Raw genomic sequence first — 25,020 nt, 5'->3', positions numbered from 1 at the left:
CCTCTCCCGCCCGGCTCCGCCTCGAGCCAGCCTAGAAACTGACCTTGAGAGACGCGCTGACTGCATTCTGTTTGACCGTTTCCCCGAAAGCGCCACTATACCTGACGGACATGCCGACGCCATTGACGCCATTCAACTCGAGGCCAGCGCCGACCCGATAGAGCGGCGAATCGATCGCCTCCGTCAAGTGCAATGCCGGGTTGCCGGGCAGATTCTCCGCAGCCGCGAAGCGTCCTTCGATCTCCCACTCCTTGGTTGAAAACTCCACCCCGGCCTTTCCATAGAGGCGAAGGCTGGCAATATCGCTGAGTGCGATGTCGGTTCCGATTTCGAGCGCCGGCGTCGCCGCATAGAAGGTGTCCGCCGATCCGTCGAAGTTGAAACCGGCAACCGATCCCTCTTCCTTTCCGGAAACACGCAGCCAGCGCGCGTCGAACTGCAAGGTCGGCTGCAGGTAGAACGCGCCCATCTGTTGCGTGAAGCCAAGCCGTGCCGAGCCGCCGAACTGAGCGGTCTTCTGCGTGTAGGTGACGCTGTTGCCGATCCCGGGCAGCATTTCCTCGTCCAGATAATCGCCGATTAGCGTTTCGCCGGGAATGAAGAACGTCGGATCGATATGGGTATCGCGTTCGCCCTTGAAGGAGCCGGTGCCGCCGCCGAGCGCGAAGTCGACGAAATAATTCTTGTCGGCGTACTTCGCCAGCGCATAGGCCTGCCAGGCCTCGCCAGTGGTTTGCGACAGCAGTTCGCCGTTGAAGTCGATCTTGGAGTCGAATTCCGTCCGGCCGATGGTGGCTCCGAGCGACCAGTTCTGGCCGACCTCGCCGATGCCGCCAAGCGACATGGTCTTCAGGACGTCGTCGCGGCTGGTGGTCCCGGCGCCCGTATCGCGGCTGTATTCGGCCTGCGGACTGATCGTCGCCCAGATGCAGCGGCCGTCGGGATTCTTGTAGGCCGGCACGCCGGTGCATTCGCGCGCCGTTTCCAGCATGATGTCGGCCTCGCGGTTGACCATGTCGAACGCATGCACCGCATAGTGCGGCGTCAGTCGCGTCAGCGCGGCACCCAGTTCCTGCTCGTTGGGCAGGAAGCGCAGCATGTTGATCAACCGCGCCATCGGGTTGTCCGGGGTCGAGGCCGCCTCGACGTCGTCGAGATACTGCGCCAATTGGAACACGCCCGGATCGGTGGTTCCGGAACCGGGATCCTGTGCCAGTTCGAGGAAGGTCGGATTGTCGGCGTAGAGAACGAGATCGGTGCCGTTATCCACCTTGAACTGGAAGTTGAAGCCCACTGCCGGATGCAGGGTTTTCGCCACGATGCCGGAATCGGTCATCGCCGAACCCTTGGCCACCACATATTCGGTGAACAGCTTGTCGATCGTGAGGAAGTTCAACGGAGCCTCGCCGTTGAAGTCGCCCGCGCCTGTCAGCGCCAGGGCATCGGTGATCTGGTTGTTGAGGTCCACGTCGGTGACGAAGTCGCCGGAGAGAACCTGCTTGAAGCCGCCGCCGACATCCACTTTCGCAACCACGCCGATGCCCTGGTTGGTATAGAGCCCGTCATTGGTGAACAGGCCGCCGCCGAGATTGATGGTCTTGAGGCCGACCATCGAGGCATCGGCGAAATTGTGGAAGCTGTTGTTGCCGCCACCGAGATCGATATTGCCAATCACGCGCCCAAGCGTGCCCGCCGCCTGCGAATTGTCGACACGGTCGTCACCCGACGTGCCGGTGATGGCGAACGGACTGAAATTGTCCAGCAGCGATTCCAGGATCGCGTTTGTCGGCACCACCGGGCCGGGCGCCAGCAGAAAAGCCTGAAACGCCTGGAACTGTGCTGCCTGGATCTCGAAAGTCGGCGTCGCCCCCATCGCATAGAGCAGGCTGTGGTTGGTCAGCGTGTTGTCGGCGCCGCCGACGAGCATCGCCGCGACACCGGTTCCGGCCCCACCGATCGTATATTGGCCATTGAGGTTGATGGTGATGTTGCCCTTGGCGCCTTTGGCCGTGCTCTCGCCATAGACAGCCACCGAATCCGCGCCTTGTGCGAACAGGCTGTCACCCGCCGTCAGGTCGACCGCATGGGCGTCGCCGTCGCCTGTCGCGCTCTGCCCGAACATGGCATAGGCACTCGCGCCCTTCACCCAGACCCGGCTGTCGGTGCTGGCGGATGCCGCCGCGGCATCGCCGATGCCACCTTGTGAGCCGGCGGCCGACTGGCCCATGCCGAGCGAATTCGTGCCGCCGGCGCCACCGCCGCCGCCAACCGCCTGGGCGACGATGCCGTGGCCACGGTCGCCATCGGTCTCGATCGCACCCGACTGGATGATGGTCACCTTGCCGCCGGTGCCCTTGGTGCCGCCGGGCGTGTTGAAGCCGATGGCATTTGGCCCGCCGCCATCGTCGTCGGCGCCAAAGCGGCCGAAGCCAGCACCACCGATGCCGCCGCCGCCGCCCACCGACTGTGCGATGATGGCGATCGAATCCTTGCCGGTCGTGGTGATCGTGCCGGTGCGGATGACGGTGACGTCGCCGCCATCGCCGCCTTTGCCGCCGAGACCACCAATGGCCAACGCGTTCGAGCTTTTGCCCTTGGCGTCGCCGCCATAGCCGCCACCGCCGCCGACCGATTGGGCGACCACGCCATGCGCGCGTTCGCCATGGGTGACGATGGTGCCGGAAACGGTGACATCCACTTGCCCGCCATTGCCGCCATTGCCGCCGAAGCCGCCAAGCTGCAGCGCGACCGATTCATCCCCCGCCGTGTCTGCCGACACCACGCCGCCATAGCCGCCGCCGCCGCCGATGGACTGGGCGAAGATGCCGAGTGCGCCATCCTTCCAGGTCTCGATGGCGCCGTCATTGTTGACGATGACATGGCCGCCATTGGAGCCGTCGCCGCTTGGCAACGAGGCCGCGCCGCCAATCGTCATGTCGGCCTTGGACGTATTGGCCGCTGCGCCTGACGCACCGCCGCCGCCACCGACCGACTGCGCAAAAATACCATGCGAGAGGTAACCCAGGGTGGTGATCTGGCCATGGTTGTCGACCGTGACGTCGCCACCGCGGCTGCCGACGCCACCCAGGCCGCCGATCGCCAGCGAGACGGAGGTCTCCGCGCTGCCCGTTTCGGTCGAGCCGGCGCCGGCCGCGCCGCCGCCGCCGCCGATCGACTGCGCGAAGATGCCGTAGGAATTGTCGCCCTTGGTCAGAATCTCGCCTGACGCATTGTTGGTCACGTGCACGAAATCGCTCTTGCCGCCATCGCCACCGGCTCCGCCGAGGCTGAGCGTAATGGCCACATTGGAGTCCTTGGCCGAAGTGCCGGAAGCACCGCCGACGCCACCGCTGCCGCCGATCGACTGCGCCAAGATGCCGTGCGAATAGGCCGCCTCGGTGTGGATGTAGCCGCTGTTCTCTACGACTACCTTGCCGCCATTGCCGCCGACCTTGCCCGAGCCGCCGAGCGAGAGATTGACGCTGACTTCCGAATCGTCGGTCTTGCCCGTGCTCTGACCGGCGCCGCCGGCACCGCCGCCGCCGCCCACCGACTGCGCGAAGATGCCGATCGACCGTTCCTGCTTGGTCAGATTTCGGCAGTGGATAGGTTGAAGACGTCAACCTCGAAGCCGCTGCCGCCGCCGCCGCCCGCGCCGCCGAGTGCGCCACCGATGGCATATTTGCCGATGACGCCGATGTCGCCGAACCGCCGACGCCGCCGCCACCGCCAATGGAATTGGCTGATATGCCATAGGAATCGGCGCCGTCGGTGACGATCAGGGACCGGTTGGTGACCGATACCGTGCCGCCATTGCCAGCGCCGCCAGCGGCAAGGCCGATGGCCGCGCCGATGCCGACGGAGGTGTCGCCTTCGCTGCCGTCGCCGACGATCTCCTCGTCGGTCGAGGCCGCGCCGCCGCCGCCGCCGCCACCGCCGACCGACATCGCCAGTATGCCGATCGAATTGAAGCCCTGGGTCCGGATCACGCCGGAATTGTCGACATGCACGCCGGCGCCGATGACATTGCCGCCGCCATCGAGGCGGAACATCGCCGCATCGTTTCCGGACCCGCCTTTGCCACCAATGCCGACATTGACGGTGACGCTCGTCTCGCTGGTGCCGCCCAGATGGAACGCCTTGGCGTTGCTCGCTCCGCCCATGCCGCCGCCGCCGCCGAGCGACTCCGCGACGATGCCCGAGGAGAAATCGCCCGTGGTCGTCAAATTGCCGCTGTTGATCACGTCGACCGCGCCGGAAGTATTGCCGGTCCCGCCGCCGCCGCCGACGCCGACATTGACAGCGATGTTGACGCCCTCGCCGCCGCCGAGATCGGCCGTCGCGCCATTGGTCGAACCGCCATTGCCGCCGCCGCCGCCGATCGACTGAGCCATGATGGCCGCGCTCATGTCGCCGGCGGTTTGCACCGTCAAGGCGTTGTGGACGAGGACGTCATCGCTGACATTGCCGTCACCGCCACCGCCGCCGATGCTGACCGTCGCGTTGATGGCGACATCGTTGCCGTAACCGCCGGCCGCCCCCAGGAATCGCCGCCATTGCCACCGCTGCCGGCGACCGATTGGGCAAGAATGCCGACCGCCTGATAGCCACTGGTGACGATGCTGCCGCCACCGTTCAGGCCGGTGTCGACAGTCACCAGATCGCTTCTGCCGCCATCGCCGCCCCAACCGCCAACCGTAACACCCAGGCTGACACTGGCGTCGGTGCTGACGGCACCAGTGATGGTGGTTGCCCGCCCGCCATTGCCGCCGCCGCCGCCGATCGACTGCGCGACGATGCCGCCGGTGCCGACCGAATCGGTGTCCGCGATGATGTTGCCGTCCGCCTTGACCGTGACCTTGCCGCCAGGGCCGCCGTCGCCGCCAGGGCCGCCAATCGACACACCCACGGCGGCGGAGAAATAAAGGCCGCCGCTGAAGGCACCGGAATAGGCATTGCCGCCGTTGCCGCCGCTGCCGCCGACTGACTGAGCAAGAATGCCCTTGGAGCCGGCTCCCGCCACATGAATGTCGCCCTTGTGGGTGACCGTGACCTCCTTGCTTAGATTCGCGTCGCCGCCACCGCCGCCAAGCGCCACGCCGGCCGCGCCGAACGCGCCAACGGCAACGGCCCCGGTGCTGCCGCCATTGCCGCCGCCGCCGCCGACCGACTGCGCCAGTATGCCATTCGAGAGCGCGCCCTTGGTTGTAATGTTGGCGTTGTTGATAACCTCGACCACGCCACCCGCGCCGCCACCGCCGCCCGCGCCGCCGATGCCGACGGCGGCGAAAAGCCCGCCGGCCACGGCAAAGCCGCCGTCGCCGCCGGACCCACCGACCGACTGCGCGAAGATACCGTTGGACAGGTCGCCACCCGTATCGATCTTGCCGGAGTTGTTGACAAACACCTTTTCGCTCGTGCCCGCCGAGGCGCCGGTACCGCCCAGCGACAAGGACGGGCCACCCAAGGTGACGCTGAAGCCGCCCGAACCGCCGCCGCCACCGATCGATTGTGCCAGGATACCGTGCGACTGGTAGCCCCCGGTGTTGAGTGCGGCTGCGTTGATGACGTCGACCGTGCTGGAAACGCCGCCGCCTGCGCCCTTTCCGCCGATGCCGATGTTGACGCCGGCACCGAGCGCGACGACGCCGCCACCATTGCCGCCGCCACCACCGATCGACTGCGCCACCATGGCGGAAGACCGCTCGCGTGTCGTGGTGACGGAGCCGCCATTGTCGGTGATCTTTACCGCACTGGCGTCGCCCGCAACGCCGCCGCTGCCGCCGATGCCGACGGACGCGGCCAAGCCGAGGCCACCGACGAAGCTGCCATTGCCGCCACCGCCGCCGATCGACTGGACAAGGATACCGATCGAATCGGCACCTGCGGTTTTGACGACGGAATTGTCCGTGAAGAAGCTGGCGGCCATGCCTTTGCCGCCGCCCGCGCCGCTGCCGCCCACGCCGACATTCACGCCCAGGCTGCCGCTGATCACTGCGCCGGCATTGCCGCCGCCGCCGCCAATGGATTGCACGATGATGCCGGCCGACCGATCGTTGGACGTTGTCACGCTGCCATTGGAACGCGCATCGACAACGCCGCCATCGCCGGCGGCACCGCCACTGCCGCCAACGCCCACGGAAACGATGGCCGAGACGGCGATCGAAAAGCCGCCATTGCCGCCGCCGCCGCCAACCGACTGCACAATGATGCCGGCCGAATCTGCGCCATGCGTCGTCACATCGGACTGGGTGCCGTTGAAGGTGACCGCATCGCCGATGCCGCCGCCGGCGCCCTTCCTGCCGATGCCGACACTGACGCCGGCGCTGCCTGCGACGCTGCCGCCGCCATTACCGCCGCCGCCGCCGATCGACTGCGCCATGATGCCGGCGGAGCGATCCTGGAATGTTTCGACGCTGCCGCCGGTCGTCATGTTGACCGTGCCGCCCTTGCCGCCGGGGCCGCCTTCGCCGCCGACGCCGACCGAGATAAGCGCGGAGATCGACAACGCAAACCCGCCATTGCCGCCGCCACCACCAACCGACTGGGTCAGGATGCCTGTCGAGTCGGTGCCATGTGTTGTCACATGCGAGGTGCCGACATTGTAGATGACGTTGCCGCCGGCGCCGCCCGCGCCACCCTTGCCGCCGATCGAGGCCGAAACCGCTCCGCTGACCGTATAGCTGCCACCGCCATTGCCGCCGCCGCCGCCCACCGATTGCGTCAGTATGCCGATGGCCGAGATTCCGCTCGTCTCGACCGTTGGACCGCCGGCCGCTTGCTGGACGTTGACGTCGCCGCCATTGCTGGCCGCACCGCCGGAACCGCCGACGCCGACCGCGACCACGGGGCCGCCGGCGATGGCGAAACCGCCATTACCGCCACCACCGCCGATCGACTGGATGACGATGCCGATCGCGCCGTCGCCGCTCCCGTCGGCGCCGGTCTTGATCGAGCCCCCGAGATTGCCGAAGACACTGCCGCCCTTGCCGCCGCCGCCGCCGGAGCCGCCGAGAGCGATCGATCCGATCGCGCCGCCGCCGTCGCCGCCACCACCGCCGACCGATTCAACCAGCATGCCGATGGCGCCGACGCCGCTGGTGGTGATGGAACCCGTGTTGGTGCCGGTCGCTGTACCGCCATTGTTACCGTCTTGGCCCGAGCCGCCGCCGCCGAAGAAGCCGAAGGCGCCGCCGCCGTCGCCGCCGCCGCCGCCGACGGACTGGACGACCATGCCGCTGGCGAAGTCGCCTATCGTGGTGATGTTTCCGGAATTCTTGCCATCCGCCGAGCCGCCGACGGTCGGTACGCCGCCATTGCCACCGCCACCGTTGATAATTCCGGTTCCCTGCGCTCCGTCGCCGCCGGAGCCACCGGCCGAACGAACCAGGATTCCCTTTGCGAAGGCACCTTGCGTGTGAATGTCGCCTGCATTGTCCGCGGACGCCGAGCCACCATTGCCGCCGGAACCGCCATCACCACCTTTGCCGGATCCGATGCCGCCGACGGCGGTGCCGCCATTGCCGCCATTGCCGCCACTGGCGTTGACGGTGATACCGTTCGCCAGGTCTGCTGTCGTTGTGATGTTGCTGGTCGATGTGGTCGTCACGGTCGCGGTGCCGCCGTCGCCGCCTCTGCCACCGGTACCGCCGTTGATCAGCAGCAGATGGAAGGCAAATCCGCCATTGCCGCCGTCGCCGCCGCTTGCATTTGCACCGATGCCGCTCGCGGAGGCGCCACTGGTCTGCAACTGGGCCGTATTCGTGATATCGACGACGCCACCCTTGGCCCCATTGCCGCCATTGCCGCCATCGACCTCGAAGAAGGGAGGGACAAGGGTTGGCTCGACGGTCGAGCCGCCATTGCCGCCTCTGCCGCCAACGGCGCTGCCGACAAAGGCGCTGCCGACGCTCGATTGCGGATCATTATTTGTGTAGTTGACCGGTCCGGTCGGTGGATGGCCGTCATCCGCATCGGCATCGCCGATCACATTTGCGCCGTTGTCTCCGGGCGCGCCGTCGTGATTGATCACGACCTGCGCATGGACCGGGCTTGTGTGCAGAAGGGCAAACCCGCTCAGAGCCGTGGCGCCAAGCAACAGGGTCAGCCGCGCTGCCATGACTGCCAGACGAGGGTTTCCGGCCACCGGAGATTGTGCAACCTGGAGAAGTCGGCTTCCCGTCAGGATCGGCATACAGGAGCGGCGTCCGACCGCTTCGCCGTCAAAATCCTCACACTCAAAATCCGCGCACTCAAAAGAGCGCCTTGAGAACAACGCCATGCACTTTGCCCCCTTAGAGCAGGCGCTCCCAATCCCTCCTTGAGTTAGGCGCCCCCGCCACGGTCAGTCCACGCAATAAAATGCCGGCACTTTGCAACAAGCTTCAATGCATTGAGGCCAGCAAGTCCGCAGTCCCGCTTGTGGAGTACTGGCTCAATTAGAATACATAAACTTGCGCCAGAAGGAACCGAAAACTTACATAAGGGACACTGACCAAAGCCATCTGCTTTTCATAGTCGTCATTTGACGGCAATCTGCGCCCCGGGACCGGATGGCAGTCAGTACTCAGATGTGGTTGGTGTGAGGGCGATTACCATTCCCGCCATGGCATCGCCGGACAAACACCCTATATATCCGGCGTGATGAGATTTTTTGCAGGAATGGTTGTGCATGCGTCGTTCATCGATGATTTTCGCATTGGCGGTGCTGGCCGAGGCGGCTTCTGCTGGCTTTGCATCGCCCGCTTCCGCACAGGTGCTCAATCCTGCGGCCAGAAACAATGTGATCATCCAGCAGAATGATCTGCAGGCCTTGCAGAACCAGGTTCAGCGGCAGCAATTTCAGCAGCAGCAACAGCAGTATCGTGCCCAGGATCGCGTCATCGTCCAGCAGCCGCCGCCTGTCGTTCCGCAGGTCAGGCCGAGCTGCCAGACCCAGATAATCGGCAACACCGCCGTCAGCACCTGCCGCTGACAGACGGGCACCTTCTTTTATTTAGCCGACTTACATGCTAGGGCACTTTCAGGTGCCCCTGCGGTAGTTTGGATTTTGCAAAGGCATCGCATCACGCTAAGGGGCATTGCAGCGACTGGATTGTTAAGATGGCAGCCACCAAGAAAAAGGCCGTACGCCAGGCCAAGAAAGGCGAAAGGATCCGCCAGGTGGCGGCGATTCCCTTTCGGCTGAACGCGCACGGAGACATCGAGGTGATGCTGGTCACGTCGAGAACGACGAGACGCTTCATCGTGCCCAAGGGGTGGCCGATGAAAGGCAAGAGCGGGCGCAAGGCAGCCACCATCGAGGCATTGGAGGAGGCCGGCGTGCTTGGCAAGACGCTGAAGCAGCCGGCGGGCACCTATTCCTACTGGAAACGCCTGGCCAACCGCTTTGTCCGCGTCGATGTCATCGTGTTTCTGCTGGAAGTGACGGAAGAGCTTGCCTCCTGGCAGGAGGCCAAACGGCGGCAGCGAGCCTGGCTGGCGCCGGCCGACGCCGCGATGCTCATCGACGAGCCCGATCTCTCGACGCTGGTGAGGAGCTTGACGCTGCCCGAGCCCACGCCGCTCAAGCAGGCATAAGCCTCAATTCTCCGTGCCTTCGTCCTCAGGAACCGGCCGCGCCGGCGGGCCGCTATAGGCCCACAGCCATTCGCGCGGCAGCGGCCCCTTGTTCCGCTCGGCCTGCTGCGATTGCTCCCAGGCATGCGCCAGGATGCCGACAGACCGCGACAGCACGAAGAGGCCACGCGTCAGCGGCGGCGGAAAGCCAAGTTCGCCGTAGATGACGGCGGTGGCGCCATCGATGTTGAGCGGGATTTTTTTGCCCTTGCGCCGCGCGACATCGGCCTCGGCCGCCTCGGCGATGTCGGCGTACCGTCCATTGACGACGCCACGCGCGGCAAAATCTCTGACCAGTTCCAGCAGGCGCGGCGCGCGCGGATCGACAGGGTGGAAGCGATGTCCAAGCCCCGGCACGTAGCCCTCTTCCTCCGCGAAGAACTGGTCGAGACGTGTCGAGACCGCTTCGTTGAGGGCAATGCCGCCCTCGAGCGCCACGGCAATATCGCCATAGAGGGAAAGCGCCTGCTCGCCGGCTCCGCCATGCACGTCGCCAAGCACATTGATGGCAGAGGCCATGGCGCTGTTGATGCCGACGCCGCAGGTTGCCGCCATGCGGGCGATGGCGATCGACGGCGCCTGCGGCCCGTGGTCGACGGCCGCTCCCAAAGCAATGCCGAGCAGTGCCGCCTGGTCCTCGCTGGGCAGTTCGCCGCGCAGCATCAGCCAGATCATGGCGGGGAAGCTGACACGGCCGATCAGGTCCTGGATCTCGTAGCCGCGCAGCCGGATCATGCCGGGGCTCATCTCGATGATGCCGGTCCGCCACCATTCCTCGCCGCGGTCGCGGCCTGTTTTCTTCTCCACGCCGCTCACGCCCTGGCCTTTGCCTTGGTGCGCGGTGGCAGGCCGGCGAACACCTCGTCCATGTGCTCGCCCAGCACCGGCGGCGGCCGCGTCGGCAACGGTGCCGTGCCGTCGACCATGAACCCGCCGCGCAGGACGGTGAGCGGCCCGTCCATGCCGGCCACATCCTCGAAACGAGCCGTCACCTGGCGTTCGAGCACTTGTGGCTCGGTCAGCACTTGCGGGATCGTCAGGACCCTGCCCGCCGGCACGCCGGCTCGATTGAGCGTCTCTTCCCAAACCGCCGCCGGAGCGCTTGCCAGAGCGTCCTCGATCTCGCCCTTGAGTGCCGCGCGGTTCTTCTTGCGCGTCTCGCGCTCGGCAAAGCGCGGGTCCGATGCCAGCTCCGGCCGTCCGATCAGCCGGCACAGCGCCACGAACTGCTCCTGCTTGTTGGCCGCGATGTTGATGAGCCCGTCGCCGGTGCGGAAGGCGCCGGAGGGAGCCGCGGTCATGTTCTCATTGCCCATCGGCTTGGGATCGACGCCTGCCGTCAGATAGTTGGAGACAGGCCAGCCAAGTGCTGAAAGCGTGCATTCGAGCATCGACACGTCGAGGAACGCACCCTCGCCCGATGTCTTCTGCCTGACCAGTGCCGCGGCGATGGAGAACGCTCCGACCAAACCTCCCAGCGTGTCGGCAACGGGATAACCGACGCGCAGCGGCGCGGTTTCCGGCGTGCCGGTTATGCTCATGATCCCCGAAAGGCCCTGGATAATCTGGTCATAGGCGGGATTGTCGCGCATCGGCCCGCTCTGCCCGAAACCCGATATCGCGCAATAGACGAGGCCGGGCCGCACCGCCTTCAGCACATCGTAGTCGAGACCGAGGCGCTTCATCACGCCGGGGCGAAAATTCTCGACCAGTGCATCGGCGCTGGCGACCAGGTCGAGGAAGCGCTCGCGATCCGCTTCTTTCTTGAGGTCGAGCATGACGGATCGTTTGCCGGCGTTCTGCGCCAGGAACGACGCGCCCATGCCGGCACCGTTGAGCTTTGGCGAACCGCCGAGCTGGCGCGCCAGGTCGCCGCCTTGCGGCCCTTCGACCTTGATCACGTCGGCTCCCAGCAAGGCCAGCTGATAGGCGCAGTAAGGCCCGGCGAGCACATTGGTGAGGTCGAGGACGCGGATACCGGAAAGCAGGTCTGTCATATCTTTCAAATCGCTCACGCATCGCCCGGCACATGTTCGGGCCCGCGCCGTCGGCGGTGCTCGATGAAGGCCCAGATATGCGGCCCGACAAGGCCGATGAAGGCGAGCGTCAGCAAGGTCAGCGACAGTGGATGCTTGTAGAACACCGACCAGTCGCCGTTCGATATGGTCATCGCCCGTCGGAACTGGGTTTCGGCGAGCGGCCCCAGGATCATGCCGATGATGACGGGCGCGGTCGGGAAGTCGAACCGCCGCATCAGAAAGCCCGCGGCCCCCAGGAGATAGAGGATGACGAGATCGATCGGCGACTGCGAGATACCATAGGTGCCGACAGTGGCGAACACCAGAATTCCGGCATAAAGCTGCGGCGCCGGAATTTTCAGCAGCCGCACCCACAGCCCGATCAGCGGCAAGTTCAGGATGACCAGGATGACGTTGGCGATGAACAGGCTGGCGATCAGGCCCCAGACAAGGTCGGCCTGTGTCGTCAGGAGCAGCGGCCCGGGATTGATGCCGTAGCTCTGGAAGGCCGACAGCATGATCGCAGCCGTCGCCGAGGTCGGCAGACCGAGCGTCAGCATCGGCACCAGCACGCCGGCGGCGGACGCGTTGTTGGCGGCCTCGGGGCCTGCAACGCCCTCGATGGCGCCGACCGTTCCAAATTCCTCCTTGTGCTTCGACAGCTTCTTTTCGATCGCATAGGACAGGAAGGTCGGGATCTCGGCGCCGCCGGCCGGCATGGCGCCGATCGGAAAGCCGATCGCGGCGCCGCGCAGCCAGGCTTTCCACGAACGCCCCCATTCGGCCGCCGTCATGTAGAGCGAGCCTTTCAGCGGCACGATCTCGTCCTTGCCGGCATAGCGGCGCGAGGCCATGTAGAGTGTCTCGCCGACCGCAAACAGGCCGACGGCGGCGATGATGACGTCGACGCCGTCGAGCAGTTCGGTCATGCCGAAGGTGAAGCGCGGCTGGCCCGTCTGCAGATCGACGCCAATCATGCCGATTACGAATCCGGCAAACAGGCTGGTCAGACCCCGCACCGACGATGAACCAAGCACCGCCGAAACGGTGATGAAGGCCAGCACCATCAGCGAGAAATATTCGGCCGGGCCGAAGGCCAGCGCGAACTTGACCACGACAGGCGCCAGGAAGGCGACGCCCAGCGTGCCGAGCGTGCCGGCGACGAAGGAGCCGATCGCCGAGGTGGCGAGCGCGGCGCCCCCGCGGCCCGAGCGGGCCATCTTGTTGCCTTCCAGCGCTGTGACGATGGTTGCGCTCTCGCCTGGCGTGTTGAGCAGGATCGACGTCGTCGAGCCGCCATACATGGCGCCGTAATAGATGCCGGCGAACAGGATGAACGACGCCTCCGGCGCCACCTGGTAGGTGATCGGCAAGAGGAGCGCGATGGTCAGCGCCGGCCCGAGGCCAGGCAGCACGCCGATGGCCGTGCCGAGCGTGGTGCCGAGCAGGCACCACAAAAGATTGGTTGGGCTGAACGCGACCGCAAAACCGTGTGCGAGATGGCCGAGCGTTTCCATGGTCTCAGCCTCCCAGCATGCTGGTGAAGGCGTCGATCACCGTATTCAACTGGTTCTCGATGAAGCCGGCGCCGATGTTGACGCCGAGCGCCTTGGCAAAGCCGAAATAAGCCGCCAGCGCCAGTACCAGGCCGGTAAGCACATCGCGCAGCGTGTGCCTGCTGCCGAAGCCGTAACAGACGAGAACGAACATGATGACGGATGCGGCCGTGAAGCCGAGCGGCTGGATGAGCAGCAGATTGGCCAGAAGACCGATGACGACGAAGCCCATCGCCTTCCAGTCGGTCGGCGTTTCCTTTTCCTCCTCCGGCTGCCAGCCGCCGCGAAGCGCTGCGAGGATGAGCAGCAGGGAGAGCACCACGAGGCCGACCATTGTGAGATAGGGAAAGACAGTCGGACCGACCTTGGAATAGAGCGGCGACACCGGGATCGCCAGCGTCTGCCAGGCGACGGCCCCGGCGCAGGCCAGAAGGCCGATCCCGATCGACAATTCCGGTACGGCAAGGCGTGGGGGCGCCGCCGGCTGGTTGATGGTGCTCATGAACGTCCTCCCCGTTATGGCCGAGACCGGCGGCAGCCCGCAGCCAGCCTGCACCGTACCTTCACCTGTAGACCGATCGCCTCCCTGCGGTCGGCCGCAACTGAAAAATGAGGGGCGGCGCGAGCCGCCCCCTGGGGAAAAATCAGGCGAGACCGAGATCCTTGAGGATGGCCTCGATGCGAGCCGAATCCTCGGTGACGAATTTCGCATAATCGTCGCCGGTGAGCAGGATGGACGTCCAGTTGCGGTTCTTGCATTCGGTCGCCCATGCATCGCTCTTGGCCATGGTCTCGACCAGCGTGATCATCGCCGTCTTGTCGGCATCGGAAACGCCGGGTGGCGCGAAGACGCCGCGCCAGTTGAACAGTTCCACATCGATGCCGGCTTCCTTCAGCGTCGGCGCGTCGATACCGTCCTGGCGCTTGTCGGCCGAAATGGCGAGCAGCCTGAGCGCGCCCGCCTTGACCTGCTCAGAGAACTCGCCGAAGCCGGAAATGCCGGCCGCGACCTGGTTGCCGAGCAACGCCGACAAGGCCTCGCCACCGCCCGCGAACGGCACGTAGGAAAGGCTGGGGGCTGGAACGCCAACCGTCTTTGCAATCAGGCCGAACAGGATGTGGTCTGAGCCTCCGGCGGAACCACCCGCGACAGGAACCTTCGTCGGATCGGCCTTGAGTGCCGCGACGAAATCGGCGGCCGTCTTGAACGGCGAGTCCGCCGGCACCACCAGCGCCTCGAACTCCCCGGTGAGACGGGCGATGGGCGTGACTTGGGTCAGGTTGTTGGCTGCCTTGTTGGCGATGATGGCGCCCACCATGACCATGCCCGCGACCATCAGCGAATTGCCCTTGCCGCTCCACTGATTGATGAACTGCGGCAGCCCGACCGTGCCGCCGGCGCCCCCGACATTGGTGATCTGCGAGCCGGAGATGAGCTTCTCGCTGCGCAGCACCTGATCCATCGTGCGCGCCGTCTGGTCCCAGCCGCCGCCGGGTGCCGCCGGCACGAAGACCTGAATCTGCGGTGCACCTTCGGCGGAGGCGGGTGAGAAACGCGATGCCCCCAGCCCGGCCGCGCCTGCCGCCGCCGTACTCATCAAAAATCTGCGTCTGTTCAGCATGGGATTCCTCCAGATCACGACACCTCCTCCGGTGCCTGCCAAAACGCGTCTGTTCACAGACCCGTGATCGAGTTCAAGCAGATTTTACCTCGTTCCGTCAACAGGAACGATATTCTGCTGGACAGAACGCACCAGCGGCGCGACAGAGTGATTCCGCTCGGGCTTCTCCGATTTGGGAACCACAATGGACTTACAAGCCAACTCAGCCGATGTGGAAATCCGGCGGGCGTCCGCCGAAGGTGTTGCCGCACTCGACCGGGCGATCGCGATCCTCGATGCTTTCACCACGGTCGACCGCTCGCTCAGCCTGGCTGAAATCGCGGCGCGCACCGGCCTCTACAAAAGCACGATCCTGCGGCTCGCCAATTCGCTGTTGCGCGGCCAACTGCTCGAGCGCCTCGACGATGGTCGCTACCGTGTCGGACCCGCCGCCTTTCGGCTGGGCGCGCTTTACCAGCGCTCGGTCGTGGCGGTCGACATACTGTTGCCGATCATGCGCGAGCTCTCAGAACGAAGCTGGGAGAGCGTTGCCTTCTACGTCCGCTCGGGAGACGTGCGCACCTGTCTCTATCGGGTCGAATCCAAGCATCCGATACGCTACACGATACGCGAAGGCGACGTATTGCCTCTGCTGGCCGGCTCCGGCGGCCGCGTGCTGGCAGCGTTTTGCGGCCAGCAGGGCGAACCCTACGAAACCATCCGCAAAACCTGCACCTGTCTCGCCGTGGGTGATCGCGACCCCGAGACTGCGGGCGTGTCGGCGCCGGTTTTCGGGCCGGGACACGTGCTGCTTGGCGCGTTGACGCTGGCTGGTCCAAGCACGCGGGTCGACGCAGCCTTCCTGCAGCGCATGAAGCGCCCGCTGCTCGAGGCGGCGGCCCGTGCCACCCGTGCCTTCGGAGAGGATGCCTCCATGCTGGAGCAGGCGAGCCTCGCGGTCTAGCGGCTGCGGTTACGGTCCGAGAATCCGCTGAGTTCGAATACAAACTGATTCAACTTGAAGCAGTCACTTGACGCTGCGTAATATTCGGGCGTCTTCGGCAAGAAAAGACGTCTTGGCAAGCGGAACTATTTATTTGCTGTTAAGTCCACCGTGATACCCCGATTGTTGTCGCCATGCGAGCGACATGAGGGAGCAACGTCGTCTCAACCGGCGGATGAAACAGCCGGACGGACGCTGATAGGATCATGGCACGTCCATGAATTCGATGAAGCTGTCATCGATGGACGCAAGTCCCCGTCTTCTCGGGCTTGTGTGGCCGTTCGTTGCCGTCGTTCTCATTCAGGCGCTGGTCGCCAGCCTGAGCCTCTATACGCTGTCGGCGGTTCGCGCCTATGTCGGTGGCGAGAGCCAGTGGTCCAAGGGGCAAAAGCACGCCATCTATTTCCTCAGCCTCTACGCCGATACCGGCAATGAGGAATTCTTCAGCGAGTATCGTACGGCGATCGCCGTTCCACTGGCCGATCGCTCGGCCCGCTTGGCCCTCGAGCAGTCCGAGCCCGATACGCAGCTCGCCCGTGCGGGCTTTCTGCAGGGCGGGAACCACCCGGATGACGTTGCGGGGATGATCTGGCTGTTCCAGAATTTCCGTAGCTTCAGCTATCTCGACGCCGCCGTGCGGCACTGGACGGCGGCCGATGTCATGATCCTCGCCATCCATGAGCTGGGCGACGCGATGCATGAAAAGCTGAGCAAGGCCCCGGCATCGGCGGCTCAGATCAGCGGCTGGAAGGCGCAGATCCATCAGCTCGACCGAGAGATCAGCCCGCTTTCCAAGGCCTTCTCGGACAGCCTCGGCGAGGGGTCGCGCTTCATCAAGATGCTGCTCACCTTTGCCAATCTCGTTACGGCCGCATTGCTGATACTGCTCGCCGTCTGGCGCACGCGCAAGCTCTTGGCGCAGCGCCAGGCCTTCCAGCTGGCGCTCAATGCCGAGCGCGAGCGCGCCCAGGTCACGCTGGCTTCAATCGGCCAGGCCGTCATCAGCACCGGCCCCGACGGGCAACTGGACTACATGAACGCGGTTGCCGAGAAATTGCTGGCATGCCCGTTCGGCTCCGCCAGGGGCAAGCCGTTGGCGTCGCTGTTTCGGCTGGTGGACAAGGACACAAGCGTGGAAGAACCCCAATTGATCGAACGCCTCCTGGCCGGCGAGCCTCGTCGTTCCAGCGCCCGTCCGCAACTACTGCAGCGGCCGGACGGCTCCGTTGTTCCGGTCGCGCTGACCGGCGCGCCGCTGCTCGTGTCCGGTGAAGTCGTCGGCGCCGTGCTCGCCTTCCACGACATGACGCGCGAAGAGGATTATATCGAGCGGCTTTCATGGCAGGCTTCGCATGACGCGCTGACCGGGCTTGCCAACAGGCGCGATTTCGAGAGCCGGCTGGAGCGGACGATCGTCGAGTCGCAGGATAGGCCCCGGCAGCACGCGTTGATGTATCTCGATCTCGACCAGTTCAAGCTGGTCAACGATACGTGCGGCCATGCCGCGGGCGACCAGTTGCTGCGCCAGATTTCCGCGCTGCTGGCCAACGAATTGCGGCCGGGCGACGTGCTGGCCAGGTTGGGCGGCGACGAATTCGGCGTGCTGCTGATCGATTGCGAGGCAGACAAGGCGGCCGACATCGCCGAACGGCTGCGCGCCGCCGTGCAGGAGTTGCATTTCGCCTGGGACGGCAGGCCTTTCAACACCAGCGTCAGCGTCGGCATGGTGGAGATCGCCAATGCGCATGTGACGATCGAGGAGGCCCTGCGTGCCGCCGATGTCGCCTGCTACATGGCCAAGGAGAAAGGCCGCAACCGCGTCCAGATCCATAGCGACGGCGACATGGACTTGCGCGAGCGCTTCGGCGAGATGGCCTGGGTGCAACGCCTGCACGCCGCGCTCGAAGAAGATCGCTTCAGGCTTCATGCCCAGGAAATCTGGCCGCTCAACGACGATGTCGCCGAGGCTGGAGCGCATATCGAGATCCTGTTGCGACTGACCGACGAAGACGGCAGCTTCGTCACCCCGCACAGCTTCATTCCCGCCGCCGAGCGTTACGGCCTGATGCCGTCGATCGACCGTTGGGTCGTGCGCAACACGTTCCGCATCCTGGCCGCGCGGCAAGCGGATCAGCGCATGCTGCCGATCGCCACATGCGCCATCAATCTTTCCGGAGCGACGTTCGGCGACGAGACATTCCTCGGTTTCCTGCGCGAGCAGTTCCTCGTCCATGGTATTTCGCCGACCATGATCTGCCTGGAGATCACCGAAACCAGCGCCATCGCCAATCTCACCAATGCCATGCGCTTCATGGCCGACCTGCGCGGGTTGGGCTGCCGCTTCGCGCTCGACGATTTCGGCTCCGGCATGTCGTCCTTCACCTACCTCAAGCACCTGCCGGTCGACTACCTCAAGATCGACGGTGGCTTCGTCAAGGACATGCTGGATGACCGCATCGACCGCGCCATGGTCGAGATGATCCACCATATCGGCAAGGTCATGGGCAAGCGCACCATCGCCGAGTTCGTCGAAAGCGACGACATCGTCACCGCCTTGAAGAAGATCGGCGTCGACTACGCCCAGGGCTATGGGATCGCCAGGCCGCGGCCCTTCGATGCCTCGACGGTGCTGCTCTGCCAAAACGCTGCACCAGCCGAGCGGGGCATCGCGGATCCATGGGCCGATGTGGCCAGGAAGCTGCGTCGCAAAGCCAGCTAGATCTGGATTCTCAGGGCAGCCGCTCCAGCAGGATTGTCGGAGCCTCGTGATAGACGGTTCGCACCACTTCCCGGTAGCCGCATTTCGTTGCGACGTTCAACGAGGCGGTATTCTCGGGATCGATGATGCAGACGGTTCTGGCACGCCCGAACGTCTCTTCGCCCCATGCCAGGACGCGGCCGACGACCTCGGAGGCCAGGCCCGCCCCGTGCACGGCCGGCGCCAGCGCCCATCCGGCCTCCGGAACGCCTTCGATCGACGGCTGCATGTCACGCTTCAGATCGTGAAAACCGGCTTCACCGATAAAATGGCCGGTGGCCTTTTCCTCGATGGCCCAGAACCCGTAGCCGAGCAGCGACCACAGGCCGGCGTGACGCAGGAAGCGCATCCAGCTTTCCTCGCGCGTGCGCGGCTTGCCGCCGATGAAACGGGTGACGACCGGGTCGGCCCACATCGTGGCATAGGCATCGAAGTCGCCGAGCCGGTGTGCCCGCAGGATGGTTCGTGGCGTCTCGATGATGGGGGCGATGCTCGCTTGCGTCGTATTCATTGGATTTGCCTCGCGTGACGGCCTGCGGTTAGCAAATCGCCGGCGCGGTGCAAGAGCCAGCGAACCCAGGGACCGTCATCCAGCACGACAGTGCGAAGTCCGCCTGCCTTCACGACATCCGGGCAGCGCTTTGGGACTTTTCCGTAGCGGTGTTATTTTCGACGCGGGCTGATTCAGCACGCCCAAATTTTGAGGCGCCGGCCGGTGCCGCCGATCCAAGGGAAACGAGCATGGACACCACCGACCTCGTGCTCGCCATCATCCACCATCTGCTGGTGTTCTCGCTGGCGGGGATCATTGGCGCCGAATTCGTGTTGATCCGTGGCGACCTGCCCGCCGCGACACTCAAGCGACTCGCCGGCATCGACCGCCACTACGGCATCATCGCCGCGCTCATCATCATCGTCGGCATCGGCCGTGTCTTCTGGGGGCTCAAGGGCTGGGAGTTCTACGTCCACAACTGGGTGTTCTGGGCCAAGATGGCGGCGTTCGGCATCGTCGGCCTGCTGTCGATCGTCCCGACCGTGCGTTTCATTTCCTGGAGCCGGCAGGCGAGTGCCAATCCTTCCTTCGCCGTGCCTGTCAGCGAAGTGGCCTCGGTGAAGACCTATATCCGGGCCGAGGCGTTCGTCTTCCTGCTGATCCCGGTCTTCGCGGCGGCGATGGCGCGTGGCTACGGCTACTGATCGTCAGCGGAGACCGTTTCAAGTGGAGCGATCGGCACCAGGGGAGCGGGAATGCTGGTCGTCTTCACCTCCGCCTTGCAGATATCGGCGATGACGCAGGCCGGACAATCCGGCTTGCGCGCCTTGCAGACATAGCGGCCATGCAGGATCAGCCAGTGATGGGCCTGGCGCATATATTCGTCCGGGATGATCGCCAACAATCCCTGCTCGACCTGGTCCGGGGTCTTGCCGGGCGCCAGGCCAAGCCGGTTGCCGATGCGCAGGATGTGCGTGTCGACCGCCATCGTATGCTGGCCGAAGGCCATGTTGAGCACGACATTGGCGGTCTTGCGCCCGACACCGGGCAGCTTGACCAGCTCATCGCGGTCGTCAGGCACCTCGCCGCCATGGTCGCGGATCAGCGCTTCCGACAGGGCGATGACGTTCTTGGCCTTGTTGCGCCAGAGACCGATGGTCCTGATGTAGTCGCCGACCCTGGCTTCACCGAGCGCAAGCATCTTTTGTGGCGTATCGGCAACCTTGAACAGGGCACGCGTCGCCTTGTTGACGCCTGCATCGGTCGCTTGCGCCGAAAGCACCACGGCCACCAGCAAGGTGAAGGCGTTGACATGTTCGAGCTCGCCCTTGGGCTCCGGCCGCTGCACCGAAAAGCGCCTGAATATCTCGTGCACTTCCGTCGGGCTGTAGATCGATCTGGACCGCGCGGGCCTGGGGCGCGGTTTGGCGTTCGCGCCGTCGCGCCGTCCGGGCAACAGTTCACTTTTGGGCAGGGACGAATCTTTGGACTTGGGGCTCGCCATTTCCCTCCTATAATAGTCTGTCATGAGCGACACAAACGCCTCGTTTCAGGCTGACGAGCCCTTCTTTCATGCATTGCTGACCCCACACCGGTCGCTGGGCAGGACGGGCTTCCTGATTCTGATGGGCGCGCTGATGTTCGGCTGGCTGGTGACGGGGGCGTTCTTCCTGTCCCGCGGCGCCTGGCCGGTGTTCGGCTTCTTCGGCCTCGACGTGATCGCCGTTTACATTGCCTTCCGCGTCAACTATCGGGCCGCCCGCGCCCGCGAGGAAGTGTCGGTCTCCCGAACCAGCCTCGATATCCGCAAGACGGCCCCCTCGGGAAAGTCGGAAGCGCACCGCTTCAATCCGTTCTGGGCACGGTTTTCGGTTGCCCGGCACGCCGAGATCGGCATCACCAGAATGACCGTGGAAGCACAGGGCCAGAACGTGCCGATCGGCGGCTTCCTCGATCCCGATTCCCGCGAGAGCTTCGCCACCGCCTTCGCGCGCGCTCTGGCGACCGCCAAGGCGCGCTAAAGCAATTCCCGGAAAAGTGTGAAACGGTTTTCCGTCCGCAATTGCGGCAAACAATGTGCTTCAGAAGCGATACCGCAGCAGCCTGCCGACCTTGCGCAGCGCCGGAATGTGCTTCCAAAGGCGGACGAACAGCTTGGCGGACCAGCCCATGCGGGCAGCGTGCTCGGGCTTGTAGGCCGAGATGTCCTCGATGAACCGCAGCTTCGGAACGGCTAGTTCCAGCTCGTGCGGATCGTCGATCGCCCAGTGGACCTCGGCGCCCGTCGCCTTGATCGTAGGATTGAGGCGAAGCAGCGTCAGGCCGAAACGGCTGTAGGCGTCGAACATCAATTCGCCGCCGGCAAGATGCGAGACAAGCCGTGAAAGCAGGCGCGGCCCTTCGTCGGCGGGGAGATATGGCGTCAACCCCTCCGCCACCACGATGGCCAAGCGGTTGCGGGGCACGTCGGCCAACCAGCCGGGCTCGGTCACCGACGAAGCGATGAGGTGGTAATGGTCGCGGGACGGGTAGAGCTTGCGCCTGAGTTCGATCACTTCGGGATAGTCGACATCGAACCAGTCCACCCACGGTGGGGGGTCGACCCGGAAGATGCGAGTATCAAGTCCGCAACCCAGATGCAGCACGATGGCGCCAGGATTTCTGGCCAGAAAATCCTCGACACGGACGTCCAATGTCTTGGCTCGGATCGCCAAGCCGATGCCGAGATTCTCGTCGACCTTGAGCCTGGCGAAATCATAGTCGATCTTGCGCAGCGCCTGGTCGGCGAAATGGTCCCCGAGCAGCGAATGGGGCATCCGGCTCTCCAGCGCCTTGCCGTAGAGGGTCATGAGCAAAGTCTCTTTTGCTCCCGTCAAATGTATTTTTTCGCCAGCCATGGGCGGCTCCGTGGCTCGAATCCCGAGTCTATCTGGGCAAGTGCTGCAAGAAGGCAAGTTTCGGGTGGCGATCGGCGCCCCAAGGGGCGATATTCCAGCCCAAGGAGACAGGTCCATGAGCACACACACAGCAGTCCTCAAGAGGGACATCACGCCCGAGGGCAGCGACTACGAAATCGTGCGTCGTGCCATCGAGAAGATCAGCCTCGACTATCGCGACCAGCCATCCCTGGAAGAACTGGCCGAAGAGGTCGGCGAGACGCCGACCGGCTTGCAAAAACTTTTCACCCGCTGGGCCGGTCTATCGCCCAAGGCCTTCCTGCAGGCGGTGACGCTGGACCATGCGCGCAAGCTGCTCGATTCCGGCATGCCGCTGCTCGAAACCTCTTTTGAACTGGGCATGTCCGGTCCCGGCCGGCTGCACGACCTGTTCGTCACCCATGAGGCGATGTCGCCTGGCGACTACAAGACGCGCGGCGCTGGCCTCACCATCCGCTACGGCTATCATCCCTCCCCATTCGGCACCGCTTTGATCATGGCCACGGACCGCGGGCTTGCTGGCCTCGCCTTCTGCGACGCCGGCGAGGAGCGCACCGCCTTCGCCGACATGTCGGGCCGCTGGCCCAACGCCCTCTATGTCGAGGACAGGGAAGCGACAGGCCCTTATGCCGCGCGCATCTTCGAGCCGACGCTATGGCGGGCCGACCAGCCGCTGCACGTCGTCATGATCGGCACCGACTTCCAGGTCCGCGTCTGGGAAGCCTTGCTGCAGATCCCGATGGGCAAGGCCCGCACCTATTCCTCGATCGCCGCCAGCATCGGCGCGCCGAGCGCCAGCCGCGCGGTCGGCGCCGCCAACGGCGCCAACCCGCTCTCTTTCGTGGTGCCTTGCCACCGCGCCATCGGCAAATCAGGCGATCTTACCGGCTATCACTGGGGCCTGACCCGCAAGCGCGCCATCCTGGGCTGGGAGGCGGGGCAGATTTCGTCCTGAAATTTCGATTTTTAATTCCGACTCCGAGGAAAATATTAATATTCGAATTTTAAAGTATTAGTGCGAATTCTTTTCGGAATTGCTGGATACAACCGGCGACAACCATCGGTTTCTTCATGGCTGTTGTTTCGGCGATTTATTTGAGTTTACGCTAAATTAACCATGCTAAAGCGATGATGACCCATATTAATTCGGGCAGTCCGACTTAATAGGAGGGTCTCGATGACGTTGTTTCGCACCACCGTCGGTGCAGCCTTGCTGGTCGCGTGCCTGGACCACGCCGCAATGGCCACAACGCAGAATGTCATTTTCAACGGCACGGTAACCGCGACCTGCACGCTCGTTGTCGGCTCCAACGGCACGATGACGGTGAGCCCCGACCTCCAGTCGCTGAGTTCGCACAACAGCGGCGGTTCGGCTGGAACAGTCACGCTCACCACCACCGGAGGTGTTTCGCTGAGCGTCGATCCGGTGACCGTGACCACCGTGCCGGCCGCCGACAGCACGGCCACCACCTGGACACCGACCTATTTGTCCAGCGGCGCTCACACGATCGCGGAAACGGGTTCCTCCACCGCCCTGACCGCCCCCGGCGCCGACCTTGTCTCGGTCCATCTCGCCGGCACCAAGGGTGGCAGCAACCGCTTCGCGAACGGCAACTATCAGGCAACCGTAACACTGCGCTGCGAATAAGCCGTCGCGAAGGAGGGATCCTTGAAACATGCTCTGAACCTGGCGGCGGCGCTGGCCGTCGGATTGATGCCCATTGCCGCGGGCGCCCAGTCGATGTCGCCGATGCGGGGTGAGGTCAACAGCTTCGCCGACGCCTTCGCGGTCCGCGTGTTCCCCGCCAATCCCTACGACCGGAAGATCAAGGTCGAAATCCACGTCTACGATCAGGATTTTCAGCCGGTGGACGCCAAGATCTCTCCAAGCGTCTTCCAATTAGGCTCGCAGGCTTCCCGCCCTGTCCTTGTGGTCGTGCCCTTCGGCGGCGCTGCCGAGCGTAAAGTGCGTATCTGTACCGAGAGCATCCCCTTTCCCAATCAACAGACGCAGATAAGGGCACAGATATGCGGAAAGTTTTTTGGGCACCGCAAGTCCTGACGCTGGCGCTCGCGGTTGCTGCGACAAACACCGCTCCAACCCAGGCCCAGGAACAGATTTACAATCTCAACCAGAACGAGAACGGCTTCAACTTGCCCGGTGTCACCTTGCCCCAGGGCCAGGACGAGGTTCACGCCGCGGATGGCACCACTTGCCGTTCCGCCGTTTCCGGTTCCGGTGCCTATGTCGATCTCGGCGTTATCAGAGGCAACAGCCAGACGAACAATGGCGTCGCCACTTATGGCCGGGTGGTGATCCCGATTGGCCGGACGCCGAAGCGTCTCGACTGCAGCCGGCTCTATGAACTTGAGGTGCAGCGCCTTCAGATGGAGCTGAAGCTGTTGAAGATGGGCATCAATGTCGACGGCGGCACGACCGCGAGCGTGGCCGCAAGCGCTCCCGCCACCGCTGCCGCATCACCTGGATGGGCCAACGAAGGCTGGAGCATCAGGACCGGAAACAGCGATGGCAAGAAAAAGAAGAAGAAATAACCGGGCGCTGCTTGCGATGGCCGCACTCGCCGGTTTCTGCCTTCCGGCGCAGGCGGCGATCATCGGCACCTGCACCATCATGGTCGGGGCGTCGGGAACGATGACCGCAAATCCGGCCATCGGCATACTGGGCTCCAAGCAGGCAGGCGGATCGAGCGCCAATGCCACCGTGGTGGCTAGCTCCCTGCTATGCTCGATACTTAACCTGCTTGACTGTTATTCTGTTTCAGCGCCGGCGCCTGCCGCATTCTCGTCGGCGCCGAGCGGCGGCGGCACCAACGTGACCTTCGCCTCGGTCTACCGCCTCGATGGCTCGGGGGTCGACAGCAATGGGAGCGTGCCGCAAAGGGTCATCAACGGTACCCACGCCATGCAGGTCGACCTCACCGCCACCAAATCGAGCGGCATCTTTCCCGCCGGCAATTATCAGGGCATCGTCACCGTGCGATGTGAGTGAGGCAGCAAATCGCGCTGGACCATCCGC

At 64.5% G+C, this 25,020-nt stretch carries 22 protein-coding genes; 12 read left to right on the top strand and 10 right to left on the bottom strand.

Going from position 1 to position 25,020, the window contains the following annotated elements:
* Positions 1 to 31: 31 nt before the first annotated feature.
* The gene (locus EJ077_RS31885; protein ID WP_245458642.1) at positions 32 to 3,550 is read right to left on the bottom strand and encodes an autotransporter outer membrane beta-barrel domain-containing protein; all 3,519 of its coding nucleotides are present in this window, start codon (positions 3,548 to 3,550) and stop codon (positions 32 to 34) included.
* 221 nt (positions 3,551 to 3,771) lie between these two features.
* Here EJ077_RS31885 and EJ077_RS31880 point away from each other — a divergent pair, with 221 nt between their 5' ends.
* Positions 3,772 to 4,389: a hypothetical protein gene (locus tag EJ077_RS31880; RefSeq protein ID WP_245458641.1), complete on the top strand. Its 618-nt coding sequence runs from the start codon at positions 3,772 to 3,774 to the stop codon at positions 4,387 to 4,389.
* 40 nt (positions 4,390 to 4,429) lie between these two features.
* Here EJ077_RS31880 and EJ077_RS32500 read toward each other — a convergent pair whose 3' ends face one another.
* Entirely contained in the window at positions 4,430 to 8,119 is a 3,690-nt protein-coding gene (locus tag EJ077_RS32500) for a hypothetical protein (protein WP_281040194.1), read from the bottom strand.
* Between the two features lie 567 nt (positions 8,120 to 8,686).
* Here EJ077_RS32500 and EJ077_RS05260 point away from each other — a divergent pair.
* Entirely contained in the window at positions 8,687 to 8,974 is a 288-nt protein-coding gene (locus tag EJ077_RS05260) for a hypothetical protein (protein WP_245458767.1), read from the top strand.
* Between the two features lie 128 nt (positions 8,975 to 9,102).
* On the top strand, positions 9,103 to 9,579 hold the full coding sequence (locus EJ077_RS05255; protein ID WP_208700172.1) for an NUDIX hydrolase: 477 nt from the start codon (positions 9,103 to 9,105) through the stop codon (positions 9,577 to 9,579).
* Positions 9,580 to 9,582: 3 nt separating this feature from the next.
* Here EJ077_RS05255 and EJ077_RS05250 read toward each other — a convergent pair whose 3' ends face one another.
* The 5 genes from EJ077_RS05250 to EJ077_RS05230 form a co-directional block, all read right to left on the bottom strand.
* Entirely contained in the window at positions 9,583 to 10,434 is an 852-nt protein-coding gene (locus tag EJ077_RS05250; protein ID WP_208700170.1) for a citryl-CoA lyase, read from the bottom strand.
* Positions 10,431 to 11,615 carry a CaiB/BaiF CoA transferase family protein gene (locus tag EJ077_RS05245; protein WP_208700168.1) on the bottom strand — a complete coding sequence of 395 codons (1,185 nt, stop codon included), beginning with the start codon at positions 11,613 to 11,615 and terminating at the stop codon, positions 10,431 to 10,433. Before EJ077_RS05245 ends, EJ077_RS05250 begins: the two co-directional genes overlap by 4 nt.
* A 14-nt stretch (positions 11,616 to 11,629) precedes the next feature.
* Positions 11,630 to 13,153 carry a tripartite tricarboxylate transporter permease gene (locus EJ077_RS05240; RefSeq protein ID WP_208700166.1) on the bottom strand — a complete coding sequence of 508 codons (1,524 nt, stop codon included), beginning with the start codon at positions 13,151 to 13,153 and terminating at the stop codon, positions 11,630 to 11,632.
* A gap of 4 nt (positions 13,154 to 13,157) precedes the next feature.
* Positions 13,158 to 13,694: a tripartite tricarboxylate transporter TctB family protein gene (locus EJ077_RS05235; RefSeq protein ID WP_208700164.1), complete on the bottom strand. Its 537-nt coding sequence runs from the start codon at positions 13,692 to 13,694 to the stop codon at positions 13,158 to 13,160.
* A gap of 142 nt (positions 13,695 to 13,836) precedes the next feature.
* Positions 13,837 to 14,814 (bottom strand): Bug family tripartite tricarboxylate transporter substrate binding protein, encoded by a 978-nt coding sequence (locus EJ077_RS05230; RefSeq protein ID WP_208700162.1) that lies wholly within the window; start codon positions 14,812 to 14,814, stop codon positions 13,837 to 13,839.
* A gap of 184 nt (positions 14,815 to 14,998) precedes the next feature.
* Here EJ077_RS05230 and EJ077_RS05225 point away from each other — a divergent pair, with 184 nt between their 5' ends.
* Positions 14,999 to 15,757 (top strand): IclR family transcriptional regulator, encoded by a 759-nt coding sequence (locus EJ077_RS05225; protein WP_208700160.1) that lies wholly within the window; start codon positions 14,999 to 15,001, stop codon positions 15,755 to 15,757.
* Between the two features lie 256 nt (positions 15,758 to 16,013).
* Entirely contained in the window at positions 16,014 to 18,515 is a 2,502-nt protein-coding gene (locus EJ077_RS05220; protein ID WP_208700158.1) for an EAL domain-containing protein, read from the top strand.
* A gap of 10 nt (positions 18,516 to 18,525) precedes the next feature.
* Here EJ077_RS05220 and EJ077_RS05215 read toward each other — a convergent pair whose 3' ends face one another.
* On the bottom strand, positions 18,526 to 19,065 hold the full coding sequence (locus EJ077_RS05215) for a GNAT family N-acetyltransferase (protein WP_208700156.1): 540 nt from the start codon (positions 19,063 to 19,065) through the stop codon (positions 18,526 to 18,528).
* 230 nt (positions 19,066 to 19,295) lie between these two features.
* Here EJ077_RS05215 and EJ077_RS05210 point away from each other — a divergent pair, with 230 nt between their 5' ends.
* On the top strand, positions 19,296 to 19,751 hold the full coding sequence (locus EJ077_RS05210) for a DUF2214 family protein (RefSeq protein ID WP_208700154.1): 456 nt from the start codon (positions 19,296 to 19,298) through the stop codon (positions 19,749 to 19,751).
* Here the strand turns inward: EJ077_RS05210 and nth are convergent.
* Positions 19,745 to 20,551, bottom strand: a complete 807-nt coding sequence (gene nth, locus EJ077_RS05205; RefSeq protein WP_208702910.1) for an endonuclease III — start codon at positions 20,549 to 20,551, stop codon at positions 19,745 to 19,747. The genes EJ077_RS05210 and nth overlap by 7 nt on opposite strands.
* Positions 20,552 to 20,573: 22 nt before the next feature.
* Here nth and EJ077_RS05200 point away from each other — a divergent pair, with 22 nt between their 5' ends.
* Positions 20,574 to 21,068 (top strand): DUF2244 domain-containing protein, encoded by a 495-nt coding sequence (locus tag EJ077_RS05200; protein WP_208700152.1) that lies wholly within the window; start codon positions 20,574 to 20,576, stop codon positions 21,066 to 21,068.
* A 60-nt stretch (positions 21,069 to 21,128) separates the two neighbouring features.
* Here EJ077_RS05200 and EJ077_RS05195 read toward each other — a convergent pair whose 3' ends face one another.
* Complete coding sequence (locus tag EJ077_RS05195) at positions 21,129 to 21,944, bottom strand: class I SAM-dependent methyltransferase (protein ID WP_208700150.1); 816 nt, start codon at positions 21,942 to 21,944, stop codon at positions 21,129 to 21,131.
* 115 nt (positions 21,945 to 22,059) lie between these two features.
* Here EJ077_RS05195 and EJ077_RS05190 point away from each other — a divergent pair, with 115 nt between their 5' ends.
* The 5 genes from EJ077_RS05190 to EJ077_RS05170 all read left to right on the top strand — a co-directional run bounded on the left by EJ077_RS05190 (position 22,060) and on the right by EJ077_RS05170 (position 24,993).
* Positions 22,060 to 22,938 (top strand): methylated-DNA--[protein]-cysteine S-methyltransferase, encoded by an 879-nt coding sequence (locus tag EJ077_RS05190; RefSeq protein ID WP_208700148.1) that lies wholly within the window; start codon positions 22,060 to 22,062, stop codon positions 22,936 to 22,938.
* Positions 22,939 to 23,160: 222 nt separating this feature from the next.
* Positions 23,161 to 23,631 carry a hypothetical protein gene (locus EJ077_RS05185; protein ID WP_208700146.1) on the top strand — a complete coding sequence of 157 codons (471 nt, stop codon included), beginning with the start codon at positions 23,161 to 23,163 and terminating at the stop codon, positions 23,629 to 23,631.
* Positions 23,632 to 23,652: 21 nt separating this feature from the next.
* The gene (locus EJ077_RS05180; protein ID WP_245458639.1) at positions 23,653 to 24,045 is read left to right on the top strand and encodes a hypothetical protein; all 393 of its coding nucleotides are present in this window, start codon (positions 23,653 to 23,655) and stop codon (positions 24,043 to 24,045) included.
* Entirely contained in the window at positions 24,012 to 24,536 is a 525-nt protein-coding gene (locus tag EJ077_RS05175; RefSeq protein WP_208700144.1) for a hypothetical protein, read from the top strand. Before EJ077_RS05180 ends, EJ077_RS05175 begins: the two co-directional genes overlap by 34 nt.
* The gene (locus EJ077_RS05170; protein WP_208700142.1) at positions 24,511 to 24,993 is read left to right on the top strand and encodes a hypothetical protein; all 483 of its coding nucleotides are present in this window, start codon (positions 24,511 to 24,513) and stop codon (positions 24,991 to 24,993) included. Before EJ077_RS05175 ends, EJ077_RS05170 begins: the two co-directional genes overlap by 26 nt.
* The last annotated feature ends 27 nt before the right edge of the window (positions 24,994 to 25,020 follow it).

Source organism: Mesorhizobium sp. M8A.F.Ca.ET.057.01.1.1 (assembly GCF_003952565.1).
Lineage (GTDB): Bacteria > Pseudomonadota > Alphaproteobacteria > Rhizobiales > Rhizobiaceae > Mesorhizobium.
Note: the sequence above shows the minus strand (reverse complement) of the source record. Positions and strands in the feature narration are given on the sequence as shown.